General features: G+C 62.6%; 19 protein-coding genes. 12 read left to right on the top strand and 7 right to left on the bottom strand.

Annotated elements, in window-relative coordinates; all coding sequences use genetic code 11:
• From VHX65_09935 to VHX65_09915, 5 genes are all read left to right on the top strand, one after another.
• Window positions 1-198, top strand: a 198-nt coding sequence (locus tag VHX65_09935) for a hypothetical protein (GenBank protein HEX3998858.1), incomplete at its 5' end; no start/stop codon positions are given.
• Between the two features lies 1 nt (window position 199).
• Window positions 200-1,051, top strand: coding sequence for a hypothetical protein (locus VHX65_09930; protein ID HEX3998857.1), 852 nt, complete (start codon window positions 200-202; stop codon window positions 1,049-1,051).
• Window positions 1,052-1,064: 13 nt separating this feature from the next.
• A complete protein-coding gene (locus VHX65_09925) occupies window positions 1,065-2,534 on the top strand; it encodes a formylglycine-generating enzyme family protein (GenBank protein ID HEX3998856.1) in 1,470 nt (489 codons plus the stop codon).
• A gap of 16 nt (window positions 2,535-2,550) precedes the next feature.
• Window positions 2,551-3,459, top strand: a complete 909-nt coding sequence (locus VHX65_09920) for a hypothetical protein (protein ID HEX3998855.1) — start codon at window positions 2,551-2,553, stop codon at window positions 3,457-3,459.
• Between the two features lie 86 nt (window positions 3,460-3,545).
• A complete protein-coding gene (locus VHX65_09915; GenBank protein ID HEX3998854.1) occupies window positions 3,546-4,976 on the top strand; it encodes a hypothetical protein in 1,431 nt (476 codons plus the stop codon).
• A 420-nt stretch (window positions 4,977-5,396) separates the two neighbouring features.
• Here the strand turns inward: VHX65_09915 and VHX65_09910 are convergent, their stop codons facing one another.
• The 3 genes from VHX65_09910 to VHX65_09900 all read right to left on the bottom strand — a co-directional run bounded on the left by VHX65_09910 (window position 5,397) and on the right by VHX65_09900 (window position 9,519).
• Window positions 5,397-7,196 (bottom strand): hypothetical protein, encoded by a 1,800-nt coding sequence (locus tag VHX65_09910; GenBank protein HEX3998853.1) that lies wholly within the window; start codon window positions 7,194-7,196, stop codon window positions 5,397-5,399.
• A complete protein-coding gene (locus VHX65_09905; GenBank protein HEX3998852.1) occupies window positions 7,193-8,035 on the bottom strand; it encodes an ABC transporter ATP-binding protein in 843 nt (280 codons plus the stop codon). Before VHX65_09905 ends, VHX65_09910 begins: the two co-directional genes overlap by 4 nt.
• A 542-nt stretch (window positions 8,036-8,577) precedes the next feature.
• Window positions 8,578-9,519, bottom strand: a complete 942-nt coding sequence (locus tag VHX65_09900; protein ID HEX3998851.1) for a hypothetical protein — start codon at window positions 9,517-9,519, stop codon at window positions 8,578-8,580.
• A 236-nt stretch (window positions 9,520-9,755) separates the two neighbouring features.
• On the opposite strand from VHX65_09900, the gene VHX65_09895 reads away from it, so the two are divergent.
• The 3 genes from VHX65_09895 (at window position 9,756) to VHX65_09885 (ending at window position 13,607) form a co-directional block, all read left to right on the top strand.
• The gene (locus VHX65_09895; protein HEX3998850.1) at window positions 9,756-11,579 is read left to right on the top strand and encodes a methyltransferase domain-containing protein; all 1,824 of its coding nucleotides are present in this window, start codon (window positions 9,756-9,758) and stop codon (window positions 11,577-11,579) included.
• Window positions 11,572-13,188: a methyltransferase regulatory domain-containing protein gene (locus VHX65_09890; GenBank protein HEX3998849.1), complete on the top strand. Its 1,617-nt coding sequence runs from the start codon at window positions 11,572-11,574 to the stop codon at window positions 13,186-13,188. The genes VHX65_09895 and VHX65_09890 overlap by 8 nt, the downstream gene beginning before the upstream one ends.
• Before the next feature lie 128 nt (window positions 13,189-13,316).
• Entirely contained in the window at window positions 13,317-13,607 is a 291-nt protein-coding gene (locus VHX65_09885) for a hypothetical protein (GenBank protein HEX3998848.1), read from the top strand.
• 27 nt (window positions 13,608-13,634) lie between these two features.
• Here VHX65_09885 and VHX65_09880 read toward each other — a convergent pair whose 3' ends face one another.
• From VHX65_09880 to VHX65_09865, 4 genes are all read right to left on the bottom strand, one after another.
• On the bottom strand, window positions 13,635-14,453 hold the full coding sequence (locus VHX65_09880; protein ID HEX3998847.1) for a DUF480 domain-containing protein: 819 nt from the start codon (window positions 14,451-14,453) through the stop codon (window positions 13,635-13,637).
• Between the two features lie 166 nt (window positions 14,454-14,619).
• Window positions 14,620-15,423 (bottom strand): SDR family NAD(P)-dependent oxidoreductase, encoded by an 804-nt coding sequence (locus tag VHX65_09875; GenBank protein HEX3998846.1) that lies wholly within the window; start codon window positions 15,421-15,423, stop codon window positions 14,620-14,622.
• Window positions 15,424-15,563: 140 nt separating this feature from the next.
• On the bottom strand, window positions 15,564-16,316 hold the full coding sequence (locus tag VHX65_09870; GenBank protein HEX3998845.1) for a DUF190 domain-containing protein: 753 nt from the start codon (window positions 16,314-16,316) through the stop codon (window positions 15,564-15,566).
• Between the two features lie 150 nt (window positions 16,317-16,466).
• On the bottom strand, window positions 16,467-16,850 hold the full coding sequence (locus tag VHX65_09865) for a CrcB family protein (GenBank protein ID HEX3998844.1): 384 nt from the start codon (window positions 16,848-16,850) through the stop codon (window positions 16,467-16,469).
• Between the two features lie 403 nt (window positions 16,851-17,253).
• Here VHX65_09865 and VHX65_09860 point away from each other — a divergent pair, with 403 nt between their 5' ends.
• The 4 genes from VHX65_09860 (at window position 17,254) to VHX65_09845 (ending at window position 24,058) form a co-directional block, all read left to right on the top strand.
• Window positions 17,254-18,261 carry a MoxR family ATPase gene (locus VHX65_09860; GenBank protein ID HEX3998843.1) on the top strand — a complete coding sequence of 336 codons (1,008 nt, stop codon included), beginning with the start codon at window positions 17,254-17,256 and terminating at the stop codon, window positions 18,259-18,261.
• Window positions 18,261-19,166 (top strand): DUF58 domain-containing protein, encoded by a 906-nt coding sequence (locus tag VHX65_09855; protein ID HEX3998842.1) that lies wholly within the window; start codon window positions 18,261-18,263, stop codon window positions 19,164-19,166. Before VHX65_09860 ends, VHX65_09855 begins: the two co-directional genes overlap by 1 nt.
• A gap of 171 nt (window positions 19,167-19,337) precedes the next feature.
• Entirely contained in the window at window positions 19,338-21,530 is a 2,193-nt protein-coding gene (locus VHX65_09850; protein HEX3998841.1) for a BatA domain-containing protein, read from the top strand.
• Between the two features lie 62 nt (window positions 21,531-21,592).
• Complete coding sequence (locus VHX65_09845) at window positions 21,593-24,058, top strand: hypothetical protein (protein HEX3998840.1); 2,466 nt, start codon at window positions 21,593-21,595, stop codon at window positions 24,056-24,058.
• The last annotated feature ends 14 nt before the right edge of the window (window positions 24,059-24,072 follow it).

The following is a 24,072-nucleotide window of genomic DNA, read 5'->3' as shown; positions in this document are numbered from 1 at the left end:
CGAATCCGACGTAGGTTTTTCGTCGGTGGAGCAGTGTCGCCTTATCTTGTCGCTCCGCCACCCACTTATCTGTTGCTGACCAGCTCGATATGCCGGCCGACGATCGTCTGCGAGAAGCCGGCGGAATGTTGCGCCAATTGCGTCGGTTCGCCGCCGAATCCGTTCGCCCTTTTTTTCCCTTCGATGATTTCCTCGTGATATGAACGATTCGCCGACCGCAGACAACACGAGCATCGCCGTTCGCGAGATCGCAGCGCCGGCAATCACAGCGCCAACAATCCCGGCCGTCGATTGGCGGCCGATCCAAGGATCGCTCGGCGCGTTTCGAACGGGCTATGAGGAAATCGAGCAATTCATCGGTCAGTTGCTCGACGAGATCGACACCGCATGGCAACAGCTCGAAGCCGAACGGGTCCGTGCGAGTGCGATATCAACACGAGTCGTCACTAACGACGGCTGCCCCGATGCGAATGCGGCTCGAGAAACCCGCGAGAATGCACATGATGACGACGCTCGCCGCTCCGCTGAGAATTGCAGCCTTGTTCCCTTCGACGCGCAAAGCCTAGCCGACGACTCCGAGCCGGCACGTTTTGCCGGAGCGGTTGCTCGCCGAATTTCGGAGTTGGAGCAGGATCGATTCGCGCTCCAGGCCGAGGTCGAATTTCTCCGCCGTCAGTTGACCGAGCAATCCGATCAAATCTCCGCCGAGCGCCGCATGGCGGCGGAGGAACGCACTGTTTGGGCCGGCGAATTGCGGCAGCTTCGCGAAGCCATTCATCGGCAAATGGAAACATTCGGTGCCCTGCCGCCGACGGCCGCTCTCACGGTTTCCGACGTCGCCCGCGCCGACACCGCCGGCGACGGAGCCCCTGCGGCAAGCGATCCCGTGCTTGGCCCGTTACTTTCGCAGATCAAGACATTACACCGCGATGCCGAAGCGCGCCGGCAGGCGCCTGCGTCCGCACAGGGCAGCCGAACTGGAGCCGAAGTGTCGAACAATATTCGCGTGCCGTCCGCGGCGCGCGCCGCGCAGCGCTGCACGGGGCGCTGACGGCATACGGAGTATGCCCCCTACAAACAATTCCCATTTCACTCGACAACTCGCCGACATGATCGCTTGGTTGCATAGCTTTCGCAAATGGTGCTGGCTTACCTTCGGTATCGGCTTTGGAGCGGCCCTATTGGGCCTGTTCGCGGAGGGGGGCAATCGTTTGCTTGTCGGCGCCGGGTTGGTGGCTATGATCGGCGTCGCGACGCTTATCGCAGTGCGCCGCTGGAACCACGGCCGCCGCACGATGCCATGCCGCGCATCCGCGCAAAATCGAAACATTAGCCCGCTCGTGATTTGCGAAACCGCCGAAAGCCATTCCGCCTCGGCCGAGGCCGCCCAGCCGGGCGGCCCTCAGTCGAACGACGCAGGCGATCAGCTTCCGGCTGCAGCCGCAGGTTCGCCGGAATGCCGGGTTCAGGAATTTATCGACACGCTAATGCGCGAAAGCCGCTATGCCCTGCTGTTGCGGCCGCAGATCGCGGGGAACCTCTCCCCACCGATGCTGGCCCCGGCTCGGCAACGCCTCGAGCAGCAGATGGCGCTGGTGCCCGAGGGAGATGTGCTGGTCGAGCCACATCTGGTGACGGAGGAGCCGATCAGCGCGGCCGAATTGCACGCGGCCGAAGGCGCCGTCGTCCGCGTCGGTGCGACCTATGTCGATCGCTTCACGGTGACCAACCGGCAATATCAGATTTTCCTCAACGCCGGCGGATACGACCAGATGCCGCTTTGGGATCCGGCAATCTGGCCGGCCGTCTTGGACTTCGTCGACGCCACCGGCCATCCAGGGCCGCGATATTGGCGCCATGGTCGATTTCCGGCGGGCAAGGCAGATCATCCGGTCGTCGGCGTGAGTTGGTACGAAGCGGCCGCTTATGCCCGCTGGGTCGGCAAGCGGCTACCGACCGATGCGGAATGGCTCAAAGCCGGGTGCTGGCCGGTGCAGCTTTCACCGACGAGCCGTGTGCAGAGAAAATTTCCGTGGGGCAACGCGATGGATCGCAGCCGCGCGAATCTATGGGGCTCGGCATCGGGAGACACGACGGCCGTCGATGATTTTAGCGCGGGCACAAGCGTCGGCGGCCTCAGCCAATTGATCGGAAATGTTTGGGAATGGACGGCCGCGGATTTCGAGCTACCGAGGCCGGCGCTTCGCCGCGATGCCAACGGCCAGGGCGGTGCTAACTGGCCGACCGGCGCCGCGGCGAACGCATCGCCGGCGGATCGAGCGCCAAGCCTGGCGAGACCGCCGCTCAAGACAATCCGCGGCGGCGCATTCGATACCTACTTCGACCAGCACGCCGCTTGCCAGTTCGCCAGCGCGGATAGCCCGTTGGCCCGCAAATACAACATCGGCTTCCGGTTGGCGCTCGGCGCTTGCGATTTGATTGCAACGAGTGAATGGAACGGCGACGCGGAGTCCGAAGGTGAACCTGAAGACTCATGCTCCACGGCAAACGAAGATCTGCTGCAACCCGCTTGAACCTGGCCTTTGTCGTATGCCTAAAGCTCTTGTGCCGCTCGATTCCCATCGGCTTGCCGAATATGCGGTGCCGTTGCCGTGTTACATTTGCCACGAGGAAAACTCGTGCGACGCCGAGCGATGCCGCCGTTGCGCTGCGCCGATGGCGCTGACGCATCAATCCAAAACGCAAAAAACTCCGCCGCGCATGATGGCCGTGCTCGGCACCAGCGGGGTCGGCAAGACCGTTTATCTCGGAATGCTGCTCGACATGCTTTCGCGCCGGCCCGAGCGGTTGCAGATCCTGTCGCGCGGAGCGTTTTCGGTGACGCTGCAACAGTCGGTGATCGGGGCCCTTGCCCGCGGCCAGTTTCCCGGCAAAACGCCGAGCGAGGCGGAGCGCTGGAATTGGGTTCATTGCCAACTTCGCACCGCGGCGCACCGCGAGCAGATCGAATTGATCATGCCCGATATGGCAGGCGAAGCAATGTTGGAAGAGGTCGACCATCCGCACATGCACGTCGGCATCCGGCGGTTTTTGCAGACATGCGCTGGCGCGGTGTTGCTGGTCGACGCGGCCGAGATGGACGATGGCTCGCCGGAGCAAGATCATTTCGCCATGAAAGTGCTCAGCTATTTGAACGAGCTGCAAGACGAAGGGCAGATGGCATGGTCGGGGCGTCCGGTGGCGGTTGTGCTCAGCAAAGCCGACCAATGCGAGAGCTGCTTCGAAGACCCGGCCGATTTTGCCCATAAACGGGCGGCCGGCCTGTGGCGGCACTGCGTCGAACGATTTCCGCGGCACCGTTTTTTTGCGGCCGGAGTCGCCGGCGCGTGCGCGACGGTGGAAATTCGCCGCGGCAACCAGATCGTCGTTCCCCTGCGCATCGAGCCGCGCGGCATCGTCGAGCCGTTCGAATGGTTGGTGCAGCAAATCGAAGCGTGAGGCCTGTCCCTAGGCGAACTGCCATGCGTTGCGGTAGTTAGCCCGTACGTGAGATTTACCGGGAGTTGACTTCGCGGATGGAAACCATGCTGATCGAACAGGCGGTATTCACGTCGGCGCGCACCGATCGGGGTCGCGGTTACCATTTGGTCGCCACGAGTCCCGGCATTCGGCCGGAAGACGCCCGGCAACTGACGGCTTGGGCGCCGGCCCACGGCTCGCTGTGCGACGCCGGCGCGGGGGGCCGAAGTGTCAATTTCCATCCGCTGGCGAGCGGCGCGCTGTGCGTTTCGCGAAGCACCGCGGCGGGAGCGGAGTATAGCGGCCGCTCGGGTCCGCGCGTGTACACGCAATTCTTCATCGTTCCCGCCGACGTGCTTGCCCGGTTTGCCAACAATCCGCTGGCATTGCTGCATTCGGCCCGAGTGTACGGGGCCCTAAAGCTGTATGACCCTGTGCCGCCGATTCTGCCGGCGTTCGATCTGCCCGGCCGGGTGGCAGCGGTTGACGAAGGACTGCTGGCCGAGTTTGCGGAGCGGTTGGGTCCACGGCGGATCGCCCGGCTCATGGATGCCGCTCTGCGGGCCGATGCATTGGTGCTCGTCGGTGCGCGACATTCCGAAGGGCTGCTGGCCGGTCTGCTGAACTGCTTGCCGGTCGAATGCCGCAGCGAAGTGTCGTTTGCCACCGGGTTGGCCTATTCACCGCGGCGGCCGTTTCGCATCAACGTGGTCGAAGTAGACGAAGCCGAACAGCGCCGCCTGGCCCGTCAGCCGGGCACGACGCTACTGAATCTCGCCGATGAGGCAGCGAGCGATTTTGTTCCGACGGGTTGGGCGGCCTATTTAGAACAGGCCATTCGCTCCGACCGGCTGACAACTCTGGCGGCCGAATTGCATCGCACGCGAGCCGGCCTTCGCCTTTCCGATTTGGCGTGGCTCTCCGACCAGTTGAAAGCTCGGCTGCATGCCGGCACACCGCTGCCCGATCCGCCTGCCATCTATGCCGAGCCGCCGGCCCCACACATCACGCGGCTGGCAAGCGCGTGGGGCCCGGCACAGCCGTCTCGCGAACCAGATGGAAGTGGTCCTGAAGCGAGCGAATTTCGCGGCAGCGACATTCTTCGTCAGCCACACGCCCCGCACCAACAACCTGCCCGCCCGCGCTCGAGCGGCCTCGATCCGCAGGCCCCGAAGACAAGTCACACCGCGGCGATCGCTGGTCCTTCGACGCTGTTGGGCATCACGTCAGTCGAACTCTTGGAAAAACTCGAACGCCTCGACGATCTCGTGTTCGACACGATCAACGGCTGCCGGCCAGCGCTCGACGAACTTAGCCAACTCTGGCCGCAGGCGATCGCCGAACTGCCGCGCGAGCTATGGTCCGAATCGCGCGAGCAATATCTCCGCTACGCGCTGGCACTGTGGGAGTCGACGACAAACGCCGGCACCCGCGATCCGCAATGGGCCGTCACCGCACTCGACGTGCTTTCGTTGCTGTTCGACGCGGCGATGTGAAGGTTTGGCGTTTGTCGCCTGCCTCCCTCGCTAGCGCTTCGGGCTTGTGTTGCGAAGGTCTGGGATCGTGGGCCGGCAAATCGTCGGGCGAGACGGTTTAGCGATACCGCACGGCAACACTAGCCCGAAGCGTTAGCGAGGAAGCGCTCCGTTGCGGGATCGCCGTCACGAACGCATTCATCCAATGCGCATGTCGCTTTGCCGCCCGCAGCGAGACGATGCCGCCGTTGCGGCGCTCCCTCGCTAACGCTTCGGGCTTGTGTCGCGAAGGTCTGGGATCGTGGGGCGATAGCGGGGCGGCAAATCGTCGGGCGAGGCGCTTCGACCATCCCAAAATCCAGCGTTGACGCCGCACTAGCCCGAAGCGTCAGCGAGGGACGAGCGGCGACAACGGGCTCATTTTCGTTGGTCTTCGCCGGATCACAGATCCATCTTCCGAAAAGCTCGCAGCCCGATTTGCATCGGCAAGATCGTCGCAATGGCGCCAAGCACGGCGGTCGCCGCGATTGCGATATCGATGGCGGTCGTGTTGCCGAGCCATCGCGTCAATCGCTCCGATTGCACTGCCGCAAGGCCATGCAAGCTCGACAAATAAAAGTGATACGGCACGGCCGTAAGCAGCACGATCACGACGATATACACGGCGCTGAGCACCAGATTCAAAGTGCCGCCGAAGCCGGCCGCGATCTTCGAAGGATTCTGCTCGCGCAGCTCGGGCATCTTTGCGCCCAAGCCGACGGCGATTCCCGACAGCCCCAGGCAAAGCGCGGCGCAGGAAAGTTGATGCACTGCGATGACCTGCCAACTGATGTCGAGCATCGCATCGCTCATCAGCATCAGCCCGCAGCAAGGCAACAGCGCCCCCCCGGCGGCAAACGCGAATTTGGTCCACACGACCGTGTCGCGCCGGACCGGCGAAAGTGCCAAAATCCAGAACCGGCGCCCTTCGAGGCTCAGCATCGGATAGATGAATCGCGTCGTAAACGTCGAAAGAATCAATCCCACGACGCCCAAATTCAAGAATCCGATCATCGCCGAATAAGCCACGTTGTAGCTGAATCGGCGGATGTTGAAAAAATAGAGCGCGAGCAATCCGAAGAAGATCAGCGACTGCGACCATTGCACCGGATCGCGGCGGAAAAGCCGCAATTCCTTGACCAACATCAATCGGAGGTGCGACGGAGGCCGGCCGCTGCCGCCGATGCGGCCAAGCATCAGCCGGTCGACGATCCCGATTTTCACTCTCCGCCGCGATGCCTGCTCGGTCTGCATTCGGCTGAAACTACCACGATACAGTCGCCGGGCAAGCCATAGTGCCAACAAGTGCAACAACAGCGCGTTGGAGATCAACAGCGCAAGAAATTTCACGCTTTCCGACCAAGGCTGATCCTCGGAGATTCCCGCCATCGGCCGGCGAACCGCTTCCAGCAATCCCGTGCTCAGCCACCAGCTCGGCAATAGCCGATTTTCGGTGAATCGCAACCGTCCGGACAATTCCTGAAACCATCGCGGCGTCAGCAAGTCGCTTTGATTGCCGCCCAACACCGACCAGCCAAGCCACAGCAGCCCCGCGACTCCGAGCACTGCCGCCCATCGCAAGGCGGCCCAACGCACCCGCCCCAACCGGTCGACCACGAGCAAGCAAGCGATCGCACCCAACGCCGCCGGAATATACAAGAACGACAACATGAACGGCAGCAGCAATGCGTAATAGTGCCATGGCGCCGCCACCACCACGCCTGCCGCCACCAACATCGGGCTACCCAGCAGCAAAAAACCCCAGCTCGTGAACCAAAGCGACTCTTGAAACATGTAGGCGAATATCCGCTCCGGCCGAGCCGGCGTGGTCAGCAAGAACGCCGCCTCGGGCGAGCGATATAAGTTCGTGTACATGATGATGCCGGAGGAACACAGCAGCATCGCCATCAACGAGATGAAAAACGCGTTGTAAAGCGATTCGATGACCGCTGGATACAAGCCGGCCAGCAAATCGAATCCGCTGTAGAACAAGAAATAGAGCGCGCACCAAAAAACGACGCTCAAGAGAACAATCAGCGTGGCCCGCAGGCGCGCGACCGAAATCAATTGCCGCAGCGATGCCCACACCAGGCGTCGACGCAACGACCAGAACACCTGCGCTTCGCAGTCCGACGAGAGCAAATCGCCGCCGGCCGATTCGAGCGGCATCGCGATCCCGATGGTCGTGCCGAGCGAGCTCATCGAGCCTCTCCTTCGCCGCTCGCCGCTTCGCAGCCATTTTTCCCGGCAGTAGCCACGGTTGGCGCAACCGCGATCGTCGCAGCCGGAGCAGCGCTCAAAGCCGCCTGGCGATCAGCGTCGGCCGTCGTCAGGCCGAGATACAATTCTTCCAGCGACGTGTGGCCGTGCGCCGCCTGCCCGCGCAGTTCGGCCAGCGTTCCGAAAAACTTGAGCCGGCCGCCATCGACAATGCCGATCAAATCGGCGATTTCTTCTGCCAGGGAAAGTGAATGCGTCGACATGAACACGCTCATGCCGGCGGCCGTGCGCTGCTGCAAAAGATTCTTGACCAACCTCATGCTGCGCGGATCGAGCCCCACCATCGGTTCGTCGAGCACCAGCACGGCCGGCTCGTGCACAAGCGCCGCGGCCAGAGCCAATCGCTGCTTCATCCCGTGCGAATAGGTCTCGCTGCGGCCATCGATAAATGCAGCCAATTCGAAAGCATCGATGTGCGCGGCGATCCGGGCGGCGGCGTCGCGGCGATTCAATCCATGCAAATCGGCGACGAACTCCAAAAACTCGCGGCCCGATAGCTTTTCATACAAAAAAACTTCGTCCGGCACGAAACCCACGAACCGGCTCGCCTCGCGCGATTTCCGCACCACGTCGTGCCCGCAAACCCGTACGATTCCGGTGCTCGGCTGCAACAAGCCGACCAACATTTTGATCGTCGTCGTCTTTCCGGCGCCGTTCGGCCCGAGCAGCGCGAAGCGTTGCCCCCTGGGTATCTTCAAATTCAGGCCGGCGACCGCCAATTTCTGGCCATACGTCCGCGCGACATCTTGAAATTCGATCATGCGAGATTCCGCGGGCTCGGCCCTGATTAAAATTGCCTCGATTGCGCTAGTCGATCGCAGGGCGCCATGCCCACTGGCCTTGAGTGGGTATGTGCATCGCTCGCGCCGACATGCCCACGCAAAGCCGCTTAGCAGTACCGACAATATTCACCCGGGGGCCACGTGAACGGTCTCGGCCTGAAAGGCCGATTTCTGCCAGCCCAGGCCGAAGCCGCGCGAGCGGCGGAGGCCTGGGTCAACCGCCCGCACCACGCGTCGGCCCTGACAGGGCCGTTCAAAGGCAGCCCGAATTGTAGAACGGCCCCCCTTCAGGGCCGAACCAACGCGTTGCACCACATTCCCAGGGCTACGCCCCTCATGCGGCTGCGCCCTGGGCTGACCCAATAAGCCCTTCAGGCTCAAGTTTCTGTAGCTCGTGAAGATTATGGGTAATCGTCCGCTCAAGGCAGCCGGCGCAGCACCCATCGATCGCCATTACGGGGTTTGCTTGTCAAATTGCATAAAGGATACGAAGCTTCCGTTCACAACCCTGCTGCCCTCGTTCAGCGAACATTCGGCGGTTCATTGGCATCGGCGGCGTGGCGGCCCGGCGGCCGCGCGATCAGCATGTCGTCCAAGCCGGCCGTCAATTTGGCCGATTCGCCGGGCGATAGCCGCAAGAAGGTCAGCCTCGAGCCGAAGATCCCTATTTCCTGTCGCAAGACGGTGCCGTCGTGCGCGACCCACAGCTTCCCGTGCGGCGTGCGAGATGTGCCAAGCGCAGACCCTGAGTCGCTTTGATAAATAACCGTCAGCACGTCGACGGACTGCCCGTCCCACCGCATGCTTTCATGCCCGCGAACCGTTGCCTCCAGCACTTCCAACGGTCCTTCGGGATGCAGGGGATTGTAGACCGGCACCGTCCAAGTCTGGCCGATGTGCAGCCCGACGAGAGTGGCTTGCGGCGACAGTTCGTCGCCCACCAGCGCATCCGACGGCAAATAGTGGTCCGACGGCGGGCAGGTCACGCCGCCGGCGTCGACATGCAGCTTCAGCCGCTTGCCTTCGACGCTCCCCTCGATCACGATCGCCTGCTGGACTTTTTTGATATGGATCGTCGAGCGAAAGCCAACGAGGCGGTTGAGCGGGTCGATTTCGATCCGGTTGAAGGCATCGAGTTCCAGGCCGCCGAACGAACTGACGACGTCGCGCAAGGCAGCCCGCAGCAAAACCGGCAGCATTTCTTCCACGGGCCAACGCGCGACGTGCAATCGGCTATGCACCTCGAACAGGCCCGAACTGTTGCGCAGCACGCGACTTGCTGCCCAGCCGATCGGCCGATCGTTCCAGTCGACCGTCCAACTAATCGGCGGGGCCTGAGGATCCAGATTCCCATAAACGGAACGAAAGGTCGGCGGATCGCCCCGCTCCAGCGGTGGCAACACTTTCGCCACCACGAGCCACGACATCGTCGCAATCCAAAACAGGATAACGATGCCCTTCATCCAGCGATGTTCCATGACGCCACCGGCCAGCCAAGGTAGCCTCTCCCCTGTCGCTGCCAATTATGTCCCAGACGCCGGGAAAGGGCAAACTTCGATTCTCCCTCGGCGCTGCGAAATGCAAGCATCACGGCCGACAACCGCGGCCGCGCGGTTGACCTGCCTATCACTTTCGCCGACACTGCAAAATTCCGATAGCAACAGAAATATAGGAAACTGGCCGGTCTGCCAGCGATGTATTGAAGCCATCTGCCTCGAATCCTGAGTTGGATGTTCTCGGCGCGGCCATCGATTCGGCTGCACCGCTGGCGACCAGCTACGACGAGATTCCGTACCCGCGACTGGCGTTTCCCTATACCCATCCGTCGCATCTAGCCACGATCGGCCGATTGCTCGGGTTGCGTCCGGCCCCGGTAGACCGTTGCCGAGTGCTGGAACTGGGCTGCGCCAGCGGGGCGAATTTGGTCCCCATGGCGTATGCTGTGCCCGGCAGCACATGGGTCGGCATCGATCTTTCCGAGCGGCAGATCGCCGAAGGGAAACAATTCGCCGATGCGCTTGGGCTAACCAATGTCGTGCTGGAGCAACTCGATATTTGCGAAGCCGAGTCGTTGGCGCAACGATTTGGGCTCTTCGACTACATCATTTCCCATGGCATTTATTCGTGGGTGCCCGACGCGGTGAAGGAGGCCATGTTGGCGGCTTGCCGGCGATTGCTCGCCCCCGAGGGGATCGCCTATCTCAGCTACAACTGCTATCCCGCTTGCCAACTGCGGGAGATGATTCGGCACATGTGCCGGTATCACGGGCGCCGGGAAACCGACCCGCGATCGTTCGCCGCCAAGAATCGCGCGTTGCTGCACTCGCTGCTCGAGATCCTGCCGCCGAGCGACGATCCGTATCGGACCGCGCTGCGCGAACAAGCGAGCAGCCTGCTTGCCGAGCGCGACGCGATCATCTTGCACGACGATCTCGAACGAGACAATGATCCGCAGCTTTTGCACCAGTTCCTCAGCCAAGCCGCTCGCCACGGACTGCAATATCTGGGTGATGCCCATTTCGGCCAGATGTTCGGGATCGGAATCGACACCGCCGGACTCGACCTGATTCGCCAAGGGGGCGATGTCACCGACTTCCAGCAATATCTCGATTTCCTCTATGGCCGAGCGCTGCGCACGACGCTCCTTTGCCGCGAAGAGGTTTCGGTTCGGCACCATTTGGTTCCCGAAGCGGTTCGCGATTTGTGGGTGGCTTCCGCCGCGCTGCCCGTTTCATCGAACGACACCGCGCTATCTCGCCATCAAATCGAGCAGATCGATCTTCGCGATCCGGCGCCGCTGGTGTTCCGGGCCGACGACTGCACGACATCCCTCGTGAGCCGTGTCGGGCGGGCGGCCATGCTCGAGCTTTCGCAATCGCATCCGAAACCATTGCCGTTCGAGTCGCTTGTCGAGCGTGTGCGGATTCGGCTGGCGAATGCGGGGCTGGGCGACGAGCAAGCGATCGCCGAGCAATTGGCCCCGATGGCGATGGAATGGTTCGCAATGCGGTTGATCGAATTGCGGGCCTTCGACCCGCCGATGGCAATCGAACCGAGCGCAAAGCCGATCGCCAGCGCCGTGGCCCGCTATCAAGTCGCAAATGGCTGGGGCGCGGCCGACGCCGCGCCATTGGTTCCCTCGCCAGTTACTCCCGCGGCGGGCGCCATCCCCACGGCTCTGCGTGGGCATGCTATCGGCGAAAACGGCGGTTCCACCGCGTCGAATGATGTTTCTCGCGCTCCGGCACGGCACCAAGTCACGAATCTGCTCCATCGCCGCGTGCATCTCAGTGGCGAGTTGGCAGGCCAGGTGCTATCGATGCTCGACGGGCAGCACGATTCGGCGGCAATCGTCGAATCGCTTTCTGCGCCGATGTCGCGCGGCGACGTTGAAATGCGAGTGCAAGGACGTGTGGTCCGCGATCCCGCAGCAATTCGAACTTATTTGACGGAACGCGTCGCGGCTTGCATTGCCGATTTTGCCCGCAACGCCCTTTTAGTTCGTGAGGTCGGCGATGGCTAGCCGCGATATTTCCAACAGCTACGATCAAACGCCTTATCCGCGCCACGCCTACGGATTCAGCCATCCGGATCGCCTTGCGACACTGGCCACGCTGCACGGGCTCGAGCCGCCGCCCCTGCGAACCGCGCGGATTCTCGAAGTCGGCTGCGCTCGTGGAACCAACCTTGTTCCGATGGCTTACGCGTTGCCCGAGGCGGAATTCGTCGGCATCGATCTTTCCGAACGGCAGATTGCCGAAGCACGGGAATTTGCGGCCGGTGTGGGATTGAAGAACATCCGGTTCGAACAGCGCGATCTTGCCGCGCTCGACGATGGCATTGGGCGGTTCGACTATATCATCGCCCACGGCGTGTATTCCTGGGTGCCTCCTGCCGTGGGGCAGGCTCTGCTCGAACTCTGCGGCCGGCGGCTGACCGACAACGGCCTGGCGCTGGTGAGCTACAACGCTTATCCAGGCTGCCATCTGCGGCAGATGGTTCGCGCGATGGGCCGATTCCACACCCGCGCGATCGACGAACCACGGCAGCGCGTCGAGCAAATGCATGCGCTGATGCAGCTTCTTGTGCGGTTTTCGCCCGACGATGGCAGCGCCTACATCCGCATCCTCCGGAGCGAAGCCGATCGACTGGCGCGATTGAGCGATGAGCTCGTGTTGCACGATGTACTGGAAGAGGCCAACTATCCGGTCTACTTTCATGAATTCGTCGACCGCTGCCGGAATTGCGGTTTGCAATACATCTGCGAAGCGTTACCGGTCGATCGACGTCGCTCCGGAATCGCCGCGGACGTGTTGGCGAAGCTTGCCAAGCAATACGATCCGATCGAACTCGAACAGCAGCTCGATTTTCTCGAGGGGACATCTTTTCGCCGCTCGATTATTTGCCGCAGCGGCCAAAAACGAACCCGCGATGCGTTGGCCGACGCCAGCCTTGCCGACGAAACCACGTCGAGTCGCGACCCGCTCAAGCGGTTGCTGCTTGCCACGGCCGCCCAGCCTTTGTCGGCCGCTCCCGAATTAAGCGGCAATCGTCCGGAAGAATTTGTCGCCCGAAAGGACCGCGTCACGGCCTCGCTGCGCTGTGACCAGCCAATCGAAAAAATGTCGCTTGCCGTGCTCGGCGAAGTCTATCCGCGGACCATGCCGTTCGACGAGTTGCTCGCTGCCGCAACGGGCCGCCTCGGCCGCACGCCAACGCCTCAAGACCATCGTGAATTACGGGCACTCGTCGCCGGCGGATTTCCGATCGGCGCCATCGATCTACACAGTTGGCAGCCGCCGGCGGTCAACACCGTGAGCCGATGCCCAGAGGCCAGTCCGGTCGCGCGCTACGAGCTTGCCCACGGTTGGGCCGCCACGACGCTTTGGCACGATCGCTTTGTGGTCGACGATTTATTATCCCGGCAGTTGGTCATCAATCTGGATGGGCGGACCGATCGCGGGGCCCTGATCGACCGCCTGACGCGAGCATCGGCGGAGCAGCAAGCGTCGCCGCTTCGGCCGGCGTCGCAAAGCCCGAGTTGGCTTGCTGCCGGGCTGCAAGACCAAGTCGCGTCCCGCTTGGACGCGGCCCTCAGCGACTTGGCCCGCTCCGCAGTGTTGATCGCATAGTGGCGAAGATTGCTCCCTCTCGCGTTACGATGCACACTAGCCCGAAGCGTTAGCGAGGAACGCCCGCTGACAGACGAACACCTAATAAACCGTTTCCCTCTCCCACCGCTCGACCCCGGAGGCTCCGCATGTTACGCGCAAGAAGACTTCATCGATCCGCCGTCGCCGAACTACCCCGCGTCGGGCGCATCAAGCGGCTGGCAATCGGCGCTCAAGCGGTGGGAGCGCTGGCCGTGGGAGCCTTTGCCGTTGGCGCGGTGGCAACCGGCGCATTTGCGATCGGCGCGATGGCCGTCGGGCGGCTTGCGATCGGCAAAGCTCGAGTCGGACGGCTGGAAATCGATGAGCTGGTCGTCGGCAAGCTGCGCGTTACCGAGAAGCTTGAAACGCCCGAACGAAATGAGGCATCGCCGCAATAGTGCGGCGGGATCGTCCGGCGAGTTTACTTATCCGCCGAGAGCGTTTTTCATTTCGTGAAGATCGTCTTCGTTGCGTCGTTGGCGTTCGGCGAGTTCTTCGAGATCGCGGCGCAGTTGGGCGACTTCGGCGCGCAATGCCGCGATTTCCCGCCCGACGGCTTCCGCCGCCTCGGCGACCGCGGCCGCCGGATGTGTCGCCGCTGGTCGTTCGATCGGCCCGCCTTGCGTGGGCGCACGCGGAGTGTCTGCCGGAGACGGTGCCGCGGCAGCGTCATGGGCCGTGGGACGAATTACGACAGGCTCTCCCGATTGGCTCGCAGCCGCCGTGTGTCCGGCAAAATCTCTGCGCAATTTTTCCGACTCCTGCGGCTGATATAACGCGTGGGTCAACACATGGCCGCGGCCTTGCGGCGTCAGCGATTGAATCAGCCCCTTCGCCGTAAGTGCATTGAGGATCGGCCGCAAGGCGGCAAGATCGGCGATCGGATCCATGCGGGCAGCGCGGCCGCGAAGTTCGCCTTCGGTTTGCGCGCCGCGCAACAGCAGTTCGGCCATGACGCTCAGTTCCACCTTCTCGACGCCGAGCCATTCATACATCATGTGACGGTATTTCAGCGTCCGCCCGTTCCCCTGCACTTCGGTCACCGCTCCCAAAGAGCGAAGCCGATCGAGCGATTCGGCCACGTCGTCGGCATCCAACTCCATCTGCGGATAGCGGTTGCTCTTCTGGTTCGCGCCGGTGACGATCGCGTTCACCGTCAGCGGATATTGCTCGGGGGTCGTCTTGGCCTTTTCGACCAGAACGCCGGCGACACGGCGATCGATGGCGGAGAGTGGTTTCCACATATGCGAGATTCAAGCAAATGCGTTGCGATTGCGTTCAGAACGCATGCCATGATAGCAAGCAGCCGGCGAAGCGGAACTCGGGATCTGGCTCATTTTTCCGCCCAATCCAGGTCCGAACCGCCGCCGGGTGCGAAGCCGAAAAATGTGTCCGACCCCCCGATCCCCACTATGCGATCGATTTCACCACACCGCCGTCGGCTCGGAGGGCGGCGCCGTTTGTGGCGGACGCCAACGGGCTGCAAACATACGCCACGAGATTGGCAATTTCCTCCGGCCGCTCGAATCGCTTGAGCAACGACGATGGCCGGGCGGTCTTGAAGAAATCTTTCTCGAAATCCTCTTTCGATTCGCCCTGCTTCGAGGCCAACCGTTCGACGAAAGTTGTCACGCCTTCCGAGGCCGTCGGACCCGGCAGCACGGAATTCACTGTCACGTCGCTGCCCGCCGTCAGCTCGGCCAAACCGCGAGCGACGGCCAATTGGGCCGTCTTCGTCATCCCATAGTGGATCATTTCGGCGGGAATTTGCAGAGCCGATTCGCTGGCGATGAACACGACCCGTCCCCAATTTTGCTTCAGCATTTCGGGAAAATAATGCCGGCTCAGACGAATGCCGCTCATCACGTTCGTCTCAAAAAACCGAAGCCACTCGTCGTCGGAAATTTCTTCGAACGGCTTCGGCTCGAAAATGCCGGCGTTGTTCACCAGAATATCGACCGTCTGCACGGCAGCGATCAACTTGGCAACGCCCGCGGCCGAGCTGACATCTGCATCGACGCCGGACAGCTTCGCTCCGGCTGCGGGTTGCGCCGCTTGCCGAATCCGCTCGATCGCTTGATCGACTCGCTTGGCCGTTCGACCATTGACGACCACGTTCGCCCCTTCCATGGCCAAGCGCGATGCGATGGCCAAGCCGATGCCCGCGGTCGAGCCGGTGATCAACGCCGTTTTACCCTGAAGTTGCAAATCCATGTTTTTTCCATTCTCGTAGGTCAAGCTTTCCAGCCTGAGGGCGTTTTCGTGTTTCTCGCTAACGCTTCGGGCTGGCGCACGCTAGCCCGAAGCGTTAGCGAGGGACGGCGAAGTAACGCGCCTTCCAGTCCGACGATCCATCAGCCGGGGCTGTGACGATAGAACAAGATCACCACGTGTTCCATGGTGATCATGCCTTCTTGAACCATCGTTTCCAGGTGCGGAAGCAGGAGCTTGATCTTCTGCTCTTCATCGACAATCTCGACGATGATCGGTAAATCGGTCGACATCCCAAGCACCGTCGAGGTGTGGACGATGCTGTTGGCCCCGAATCCTTCGCAACCGCGGAGCACCGTCGCCCCGGCCAGTCCAACGTCGCGGGCCTTTTGCACGATTGCCTCGTAGAGCGGCTTGCCTTCGTAGCGGTCGGAATCGCCGACAAACACTCGCAGCAGCACGCCAGTTTCGTTTGTTTGCATAGATCCCCTCGGCGAAATTCGCGGCACGGTCGAAAGCGGATCCAAAAGCGCGCCGAGATGAAAATGGTTCGGCTTGTCTTGTCCGCGATGGCGATACATCATCACGTTGGCACGTTCGAGCGTGATCATGCCCCGCCGCATAACCAGTTCTGCGGGCCCGTCGATGAATGCTTGCACCCGTTCCGCGGAATCGACCACTTCGAGAATCACCGGCACATGCTCGACCAGCGACCATTTCGATTGGCCGATGGTTCCCTTCGATCCGAAGCCCAACATGCCACGCAGCACGGTGACGCCGGCCAGGCCGAATTTGCGGCCGGCGCGAACGAGTTCTTCGAACGTCGGGCTGTGCGGCGGCCGATCGGCGCTGTCGAGATAGACGCGCATCAAGACTTGTTCGCCGTGAATGCTCATAGTGAATCTTAACCCCCGGGCCAGCCGACGCGCGAAACCGCAAGCGAGCCTTATCGCCGTCTCGAGTTGGAATCGCGCTTGAGGTTTCGCGCTCGCGGAAGAGGCAGGGTGAGGGGTTCAAAAGGCGAAAGCCATTTTTCGGCCCGAGCCTTAGCGGCCGGCCAAACGCATTCCCAACCGCGCGGCAATGAGCCCGATCAGCACGCTGCCGAGAACATTGACGGCAAATTTATTGTACGCGGCGCCTTCCATCAGGCGCATCGAATCGACGCAAAAGGTCGAAAATGTCGTGTACGCGCCAACGAAGCCCACTCCGATCGCCAGCTTCAGCGCTCCCGGCAACACGATCCGCGCCTCGGTCACGACGACAAACCAGCCGAGAAACAAGCTCCCGGTGATATTGATAATCATCGTGCCGACGAAGCCGTAGCTGACGCCGAATGCCCAAACGGAGAGCAACGCGACCAGATAGCGAACCATCGCGCCGAGAAATCCCGCGGCGCCGATCGCCAAAAAATCGATGCATGTCTTCATGGCGGCTCCGAAACGAAAAAAACCCGGTCGACCGTCGAGGCCGCCAAGGTTTTATGCACGCCATGTGCCGAGCAATGTCGCCCGACGGCTGCGCAATGTCCCTCGCGGACCATCGGCCCGTCAGGAGTCATTGGCTCGCATGGCGAGCGGTTGATGGCGGACTCCACCGCCGCCGAATGGCCGCTTCGGCCGTTGTAGCTTAGCCTTCGCGTTCGCTCTTTTGCAAGCAAGGGCACGACAGCAATTGTGGAAAATCACTCTCCAATTGTTTGCAGCCGCAATTTCAGACGGATAGAATCAGCATCGTCGATGCCGCAAAGGCATTCGCCTTGCGTGGCGAGCGACATTCATCTTTCGACATTCGTCATTCGGAATTCGTCATTTCCCGTATGGTAGGTGCCCCTTGAGTACGCTCGCAGAATCGGACGTTGCTACTCGTGAACTGGATGTTTTTGCGCAGCGGCTGAAGCTCTTGCGCGAAAGCCTGCATCAAGTCATCTTCGGCCAGGATGCGACGATCGACCTGCTTTTGATTTGCGCGCTCACCGGTTCGCACGCCCTTTTGGTCGGCGTGCCCGGGCTGGCGAAGACGTTGATGGTGAAGGCGCTCGCCGGCTGCTTCTCTTGGAAATTCTCTCGGGTGCAATTCACTCCCGACCTGATGCCCTCGGATATCACCGGCTATGAACTGTTATCGCGCGACGGCATGGACGGCAACGGGTCGACGTCGATGGTGTTTCGCCACGGCCCGGTGTTTGCGAACCTTGTGCTGGCCGACGAGATCAACCGTGCCGCGCCGAAGACGCAATCGGCGCTGTTGGAGGCGATGGCCGAGCAGCACGTTACCGTGGGCGGCCGCACGTATCCGCTCGAGCCGCCGTTCCTCGTCGTGGCGACGCAGAACCCCATCGAGCAGGAAGGGACCTATCCGCTCCCCGAAGCGCAGCTCGACCGTTTCATGATGGAAATCCGCTTGGATTACCCAACGCCGGACCAGGAAGAAGAGATCGTGATGAAAACCACCGGCCGGGCAACGCCGCTTCCCGAGGCGACGCTCGATCGGGCCGCCTTCCTGCAACTGCGCGATCTGGTGCAGGCCGCGCCGGTGCCGCGGACGACCGCATCCGCCGCCGTGACGCTTTGCCGCGCCAGCCGGCCGGCCGATCGCCGGGCCGGAAAATTCATCACCGAATATGTCCGTTGGGGGGCCGGCCCGCGCGGTTCGCAAAATCTGGTGCTCGCCGCCAAAGCGCGGGCCCTGTTGATGGGCCGAACGGCTCCCACGGTCGAAGACGTGCGCGCGGTGGCGCTGCCGGTGTTGCGACATCGAATCATTCCGAACCATCGAGCCGTTGGCGACAGCGTCGACACGCGGCAGATCGTCGAGCGATTGTTGGCGGAGAACGCTTGATGAGCCCGACCTCCACCGGCACGAGCCGCTTCCTCGATCTGCGCGCTCTTGCGTCGCTGGCCAACATGCGGCTGGCCGCCCGCCATCGCACCGAGGGTCCCTACAGCGGCCGCTATCCGTCGCGGCAACTCGGCGGGGCCGGCGAATTCGTCGATTATCGCGAATACAGCGACGGCGAAGACCTCCGCCGCCTGGATTGGAAAGTGCTCGGTCGCAGCGGCCGGGCTTATATCCGCTTGTATCAAGATGAAACGAATCTGTGCTGCACTTTCGCGCTCGATTCGAGCGGTTCGATGCGCTTCGCCGGCGCCAATCGGATGTCGAAGATCGATTATGCAAAATATCTCACCACCGCGCTCAGCTATTTGATCGCGCACGGGCAGGATCAGGTGGCGCTGGCAATTTTGGGCGAGCGGCTTATCGAACATTTGGCCCTCGGCTCGACGACCGCGCAGGTAGCCCGACTGCATGCAGCGGTGGAAGAATTGATGACCGCTCCCTCGCGGCGAATGGCGGCGGCGCTGCGCGAGCTGTTCGAACAATCCACGCGCCGCGGCGTGTTGATCGTCGAAAGCGATTTCTTGATGGACGATTTGGACGACACGTTCGCCGCCTTGCGGCTATTTCGCCGGAGCGGTTGGCGAGTGCAGATCTGGCACCTGGTTCATCCCGACGAGGAGCGGTTGCCCGAGGGAGTCGCGTTTCGTTTCGAGGGATTGGAAGACGACGGCGGCCTGTCCTGCTCGCCGGGGGAAATTCGCGCGGAATACGAGAAGCGATTTGCGGCGCACCTCGCCATGGTTCGCTCCCAGGCGCTGGCCGGCGATTGTGATTACCGGCTGCTGTCGACCGCAATGCCATATTTGCAAGTGGTGCGAAGTTTCTTGGTATCGCGGCAGGGTTAATTCCGAGCGTTCAATCGAAGCTTATGCAACTTCCATTCAATTGCGGTAATCGATCGATGGGCGCCACGCCCGCGGCTGTGCGTGGGCATGCTTCCTGAGCGGCGCACATGCCGGCTTCAAGGCCGCGGGCAGGGCGCCCAGCGGCAAGGTTGAAAGGCAAACAGGGGTCGCATGAACTTCATCCACCTTTGGCCTCTTTACGCGGCGGCGGGCGCGATCGCGATCCCGTTGGCCGTGCATTGGCTTACCCGGCCGCGGCCAAAGCGTTATCCGCTTTCGACATTGCGTTTCGTTCGCGAAGCGGTCGAGCAGCGAAAGGCCCGTCATCGATTGCGCGACTTTTTGATTCTCGCCGCGCGAACGGCCGCGATTTTGTTGCTGGCGGCGGCGATGGCTCGCCCGCTCTGGTCGGATCGGCCGTTGGTCGATGCCGAGTCGCCGGGGGATACGGCCCGCGTCGTGCTTGTCGACACGAGCCAGAGCATGGCCGCGATCAGCCAGGGAACGGCGGCATATGAACGGGCGCGAGCGAAGGCCGCCGATTATTTGGCGTTTCGCCCGGGCTTGCATGTGAATCTGCTGCTTGCAGGCGCGGAGCCGCATCGTTTGTTCGACGGATTATCGACCAATTTTCAGGCGATGCATGACGAGTTGGCGGGCAGCGGCCCGTTGCCGCAGCGGCTGAACCTCGCGACCGCCCTGCGCCGAGCAGGCGAGATGCTCGCGGCCAGCGCCGCCTCGGTGCGCCGCGAACTGGTGGTCGTCAGCGATTTTCAGCGAACGAGTTGGGAATCGGCCGATTTCTCCGCCATCCCGCAAGATACGCGAATCGAATTGGAATCGGTAGCGCCCGCCGAGCCGCCGGCCAACTTGGCCGTGCTGCGGGTTTCCGCGCCCGAGCAGATCGTGCAAGGCCGCCCCGGCCGAATCGAAGTGGAGGTTGGCAATTATTCGCCCGCTTCGCGGAAGCTGCGCGTCGCGCTCGAGATCGAGGGAACCGATAGCGAAGCGGATGCGGCCGCGTATCAGCTCGCCGGAATTTGCGAGGCAAACCAATCCATTACGCTGAGCCAGGAAGTCACGTTCGCGCGCCCGGGATGGCGTGCCGGGCACGCGCGGCTGCTGGACAACGACGACGCGCTGAAGGATGACGACGTGCGCCGTTTCGCCCTCGAAGTGCGCCCCGCGCCGCGCTATGCACTGGTGAGCCGAGAAATTGCCTCGCGCACCGACAACTCGAGCTTCTATCTCGAGCGGGCCTTGGCTCCGTTCGCGGCTCGGCAGGCGGAATCCCACCGCCCGGCGGAAGAAACCCTGTTGGCACGTTTCGATCCGGGGCAGATCGACGATCAGGCCGTGGCGGCGAGCGACCTTATCGTACTCGACCATCCCGGCAAGCTCAGCGATCAAGCGCTGCGCCGGCTGTGGGGATTGGTCGAGCGAGGGCGTGGCATCTTGTATTTTGCCGCCGAAGCGGTTGACGCTTTGAACTTGAAACAGCTGGTCAGCGATTCCGGCGGCGGTTTGCAATTGCCGGTCGAATTCATGCCCGCGTCGGCCAGTCGTCCGCGGCGCGACTTGTTCCTCTCCGACGTGCGGCGCGACGAATCGCCGTTTTCCGTATTCGGCGACACACTGAAAAAAACGATTTCGCCGTTGCGGTTCTCCGGCGGCCTTGCGAGCCGGCGGCTGGAAGCGGCGCCCCCCGATGAATTGTTGGCCAGCTTCAACGATCGTTCGGCCGCACTGGTGTTGAGCCAGACGTCGGCCGGCTCGATGGCCGTCTTCAACGCCGATTTGGGCGACTCGAATCTGATCGGCTCCAGCGCGTTCGTTCCGATGCTGACGGAACTTGTCGATCGGCTCACGAACCGCAACGATCGGGTCGCTCCGCAATACTGCGGCGAACCGCTCGCGATTTATCTGCCGCCGCAGGCAGGGCTAGCCGCCGAATTGTCGCTGGATCGCCGCGATTCGACAGCCGGATCCGCCGTGGCCACAGCCGGCGCCGAAAGCACGGCGATAAGTCCGGCGGCCGGTTTGGCGACGGTTGGGAAATTGACGGACGAAGGGGCCGGCGTGATGTGGCGAGCCGCCGCCGTTGGGTCGCCGGGCGTGTACGAAGCGCGGCGGCAAGGCGAGCCGGTGTTCATGTTTGCCAGCGAAATTCCTGCAGAGGAAAGCGATTTGCGGCCGCTCGACCCGTCGGTTCTCAAGACGCGGCTGGCGGGCGGGCGAAACGTCGATTTCCGCACGGCCGACGCCGCCGGCCATTCTGCCGACGATGCGTGGACGTGGCTCGCCGTGGCGTGCGTTGGTTGCCTGCTATCCGAATTGGTCTTCTTGCGAATCTTTCGCGTCTGACGGTGAGCCTGACGGCTTTTGTTTTCCACCCGACGCTTACACCAAAAGCTGATTGCCATCCGATGAAAACGCTGGTCCTTCAACCGCTGATCCCGACGTCGCTGTGGCTGGCGATGGCGCTCGCGGCCGGGGGATTATTGACGTGGTATGCATGGTCGAGCCGTCGCCGGCTGTCGCGCGGCCGATGGATTGCGGCTACGTTGCTGATGGGGATAACCGTGGCGCTGCCGTTGGGATTGCTTTTGAATCCGACGTGGCTAGAACAGCTTCCTCCGCCGGAAGGCAAGCCGCGGCTCGTTGTGCTGATCGACGCCTCGGCCAGCATGCAAACTCGCGATCAGCCGCACGACCGCAGCCGCTTCGACGAGGCCGCCGCGATCGCCACCGCCCTCGATCGCCAGCTTGGCGAGCGGTTCGACGTGGCTCTGCGAACCTTTTCCGGCGCGAGCGGGCAAGTGCAGCCCGTCGATGCCGGCCAACTCACGTCGACCGAGCCGACCGGCCATTCCACCGATCTCGCACTGGCAATCACGTCGAGCCTCGATCCCGATCGGCCGCAAGGCGAGGCGCTGCTCTTGCTGAGCGACGGCATCGACAACGCCGGCGAAGAATCGCGAGTGCTCGAGGCAGCGCAAAAGGCGAAGGCCATTGCGGCGCCCATCTACACGCGTACGCTCGGCGGACAGGCCGCGGTGCGCGATTTGGCGATCGAGGCCGAGGTGCCGCAAGACGTGGCATTCGTGGGGCAGAAAGTGCCGATCCGTGCCCGGCTCACGGCCCAGGGTTTTGCGGGGGCTATCGCCAAAGTGTCGCTCGTCGCCGATGGCAAAACCATCGACGAGCGGGAAGTCCGATTGAGCGGAGAAGCAGCGCATGAGGTGCAGTTTCAAACGCAGCACGAGCGGAGCGGCGTTTTTCGCTACGAGCTGCAGGCCGATCCGCTCCCCGGCGAAGCCACGACGGTCAATAATTCATCGGCCTATGTGCTCCGCGTGCTCGACGAACCGATCCGCATTTTGCTGCTCGAGGGAAAGCCGTATTGGGATGCCAAGTTTCTCACCCGTACGCTGCTCTCCGATCCGGCCGTCGAACTGACGAGCGTCGTGCGGCTTGCGGAAGGCCGGTTCTTGCAGCGGCAATTTCAGCGGCCGGCGGCAGACAGTGCGACCGTTCCGGCGGCGGAGCCGGCCAAGCCGCCGAAAGGCACTGTCGAGGCGAAGACAGCGTCGTTCGCCAGGCCGAGTACGGCGGACAAACCGACATCGCTTGCGACCGAAGTCCGCGCGACGGAAGGCGGCGCAACCACCGCCGACTCGACCGGTCCTTCTGCGACCCGCGCTGAACAATGGTCGATCGTTCACGACGGCGGACACTGGCTTGCCGATCCGAAGGCGTTGGCGGCGTATCAGGTGATCGTGCTCGGGCGCGATGCCGAAGCTTTCTTGACCGACGAAGCGCTGGCCCAACTCCGCCGCTGGGTGTCTCGCGATGCCGGATCGCTCGTCTGCTTTCGCGGACCACCGGAAGCGCAGCTCAGCCAGCGATTGGCGCAGATGATGCCGGTCCGCTGGACCCCGTCGCACGCCGCGCGCTTCCATCTTAAACTCACCGCCGATGGCGAAAGCATGCATTGGCTCGGCGATCGGTCTGGCAATTTACAAGGCGGCAGCTCAAACGCCGATGGTCGCGCCGCTCATCCGAGCAGCGATCCGTTGGCCGGGATGCCGGCTCTGGCCTCGACCGAGCAACCCTCGGCCGCGTTGCCGCAAGCGATCGTTTGGGCCACGGGTCAATTCGGTGGCGGAACCGCCGACACACCCGTCGTGACCGCGCTTCCCTACGGGACCGGCCGGGTTGTCGTGGTCGAAGGGGCCGGCATGTGGCATTGGGCCTTCCTTCCTCCCGCGCAACAACAGAACAGCCAAATCTATGCGGCGCTCTGGGGCAGCCTGACGCGCTGGCTTGCGACAAACACCGGACTGCTTCCGTCGCAATCGTGGCTCCTGCGGACCGATAAGACCGAGTTCACCAGCGGCGAATCGGCGGCGGGCGTGCTCTTGGTGCGCGAATCGGCCCTCGGCAAAACCGCGCCCGGCGTCGAGCTTGTAAGCGACCGACTGCCGAAGCCGAAAACAGTTTCCGCCGTCGCCAGCGGCGACGAGCCGGGAGCATTTCGCGTCAGCTTCGGCCGGCTCGAGCCGGGCCGCTACACCGCGCGCGTGGTCGGAGCCCCCGCCGGCGATCCAGCCGCGATTGCCGCGTTCGAGGTTCGACCCGACGTGCGAGAGGTTTTGCAACTCGACGCCGATTCTGCGTTGATGAAGCGGTTGGCCGAGGAAAGCGGCGGCGCGGCATTGGTATCGGCATCGCCCGAGGAAGTGAGCCGCCATTTGGAGCAATATCTCGCCGCGAGCCATCCCGAGCAGGTTCGCACGACGACGGCTTGGGACCGCTGGTGGGTGCTTGCCGCAATGCTCGGCACCTGGGGCACGACGTGGATCGTGCGGCGCAGTTCCGGACTGGTTTGAGAACGGAAATTCCA

This window comes from Pirellulales bacterium (assembly GCA_036267355.1).
In the GTDB taxonomy this organism is placed as follows: domain Bacteria; phylum Planctomycetota; class Planctomycetia; order Pirellulales; family DATAWG01; genus DATAWG01.
The sequence above is the reverse complement of the archived record's forward strand: the minus strand, read 5'-3'. Positions and strand labels throughout refer to the sequence as shown.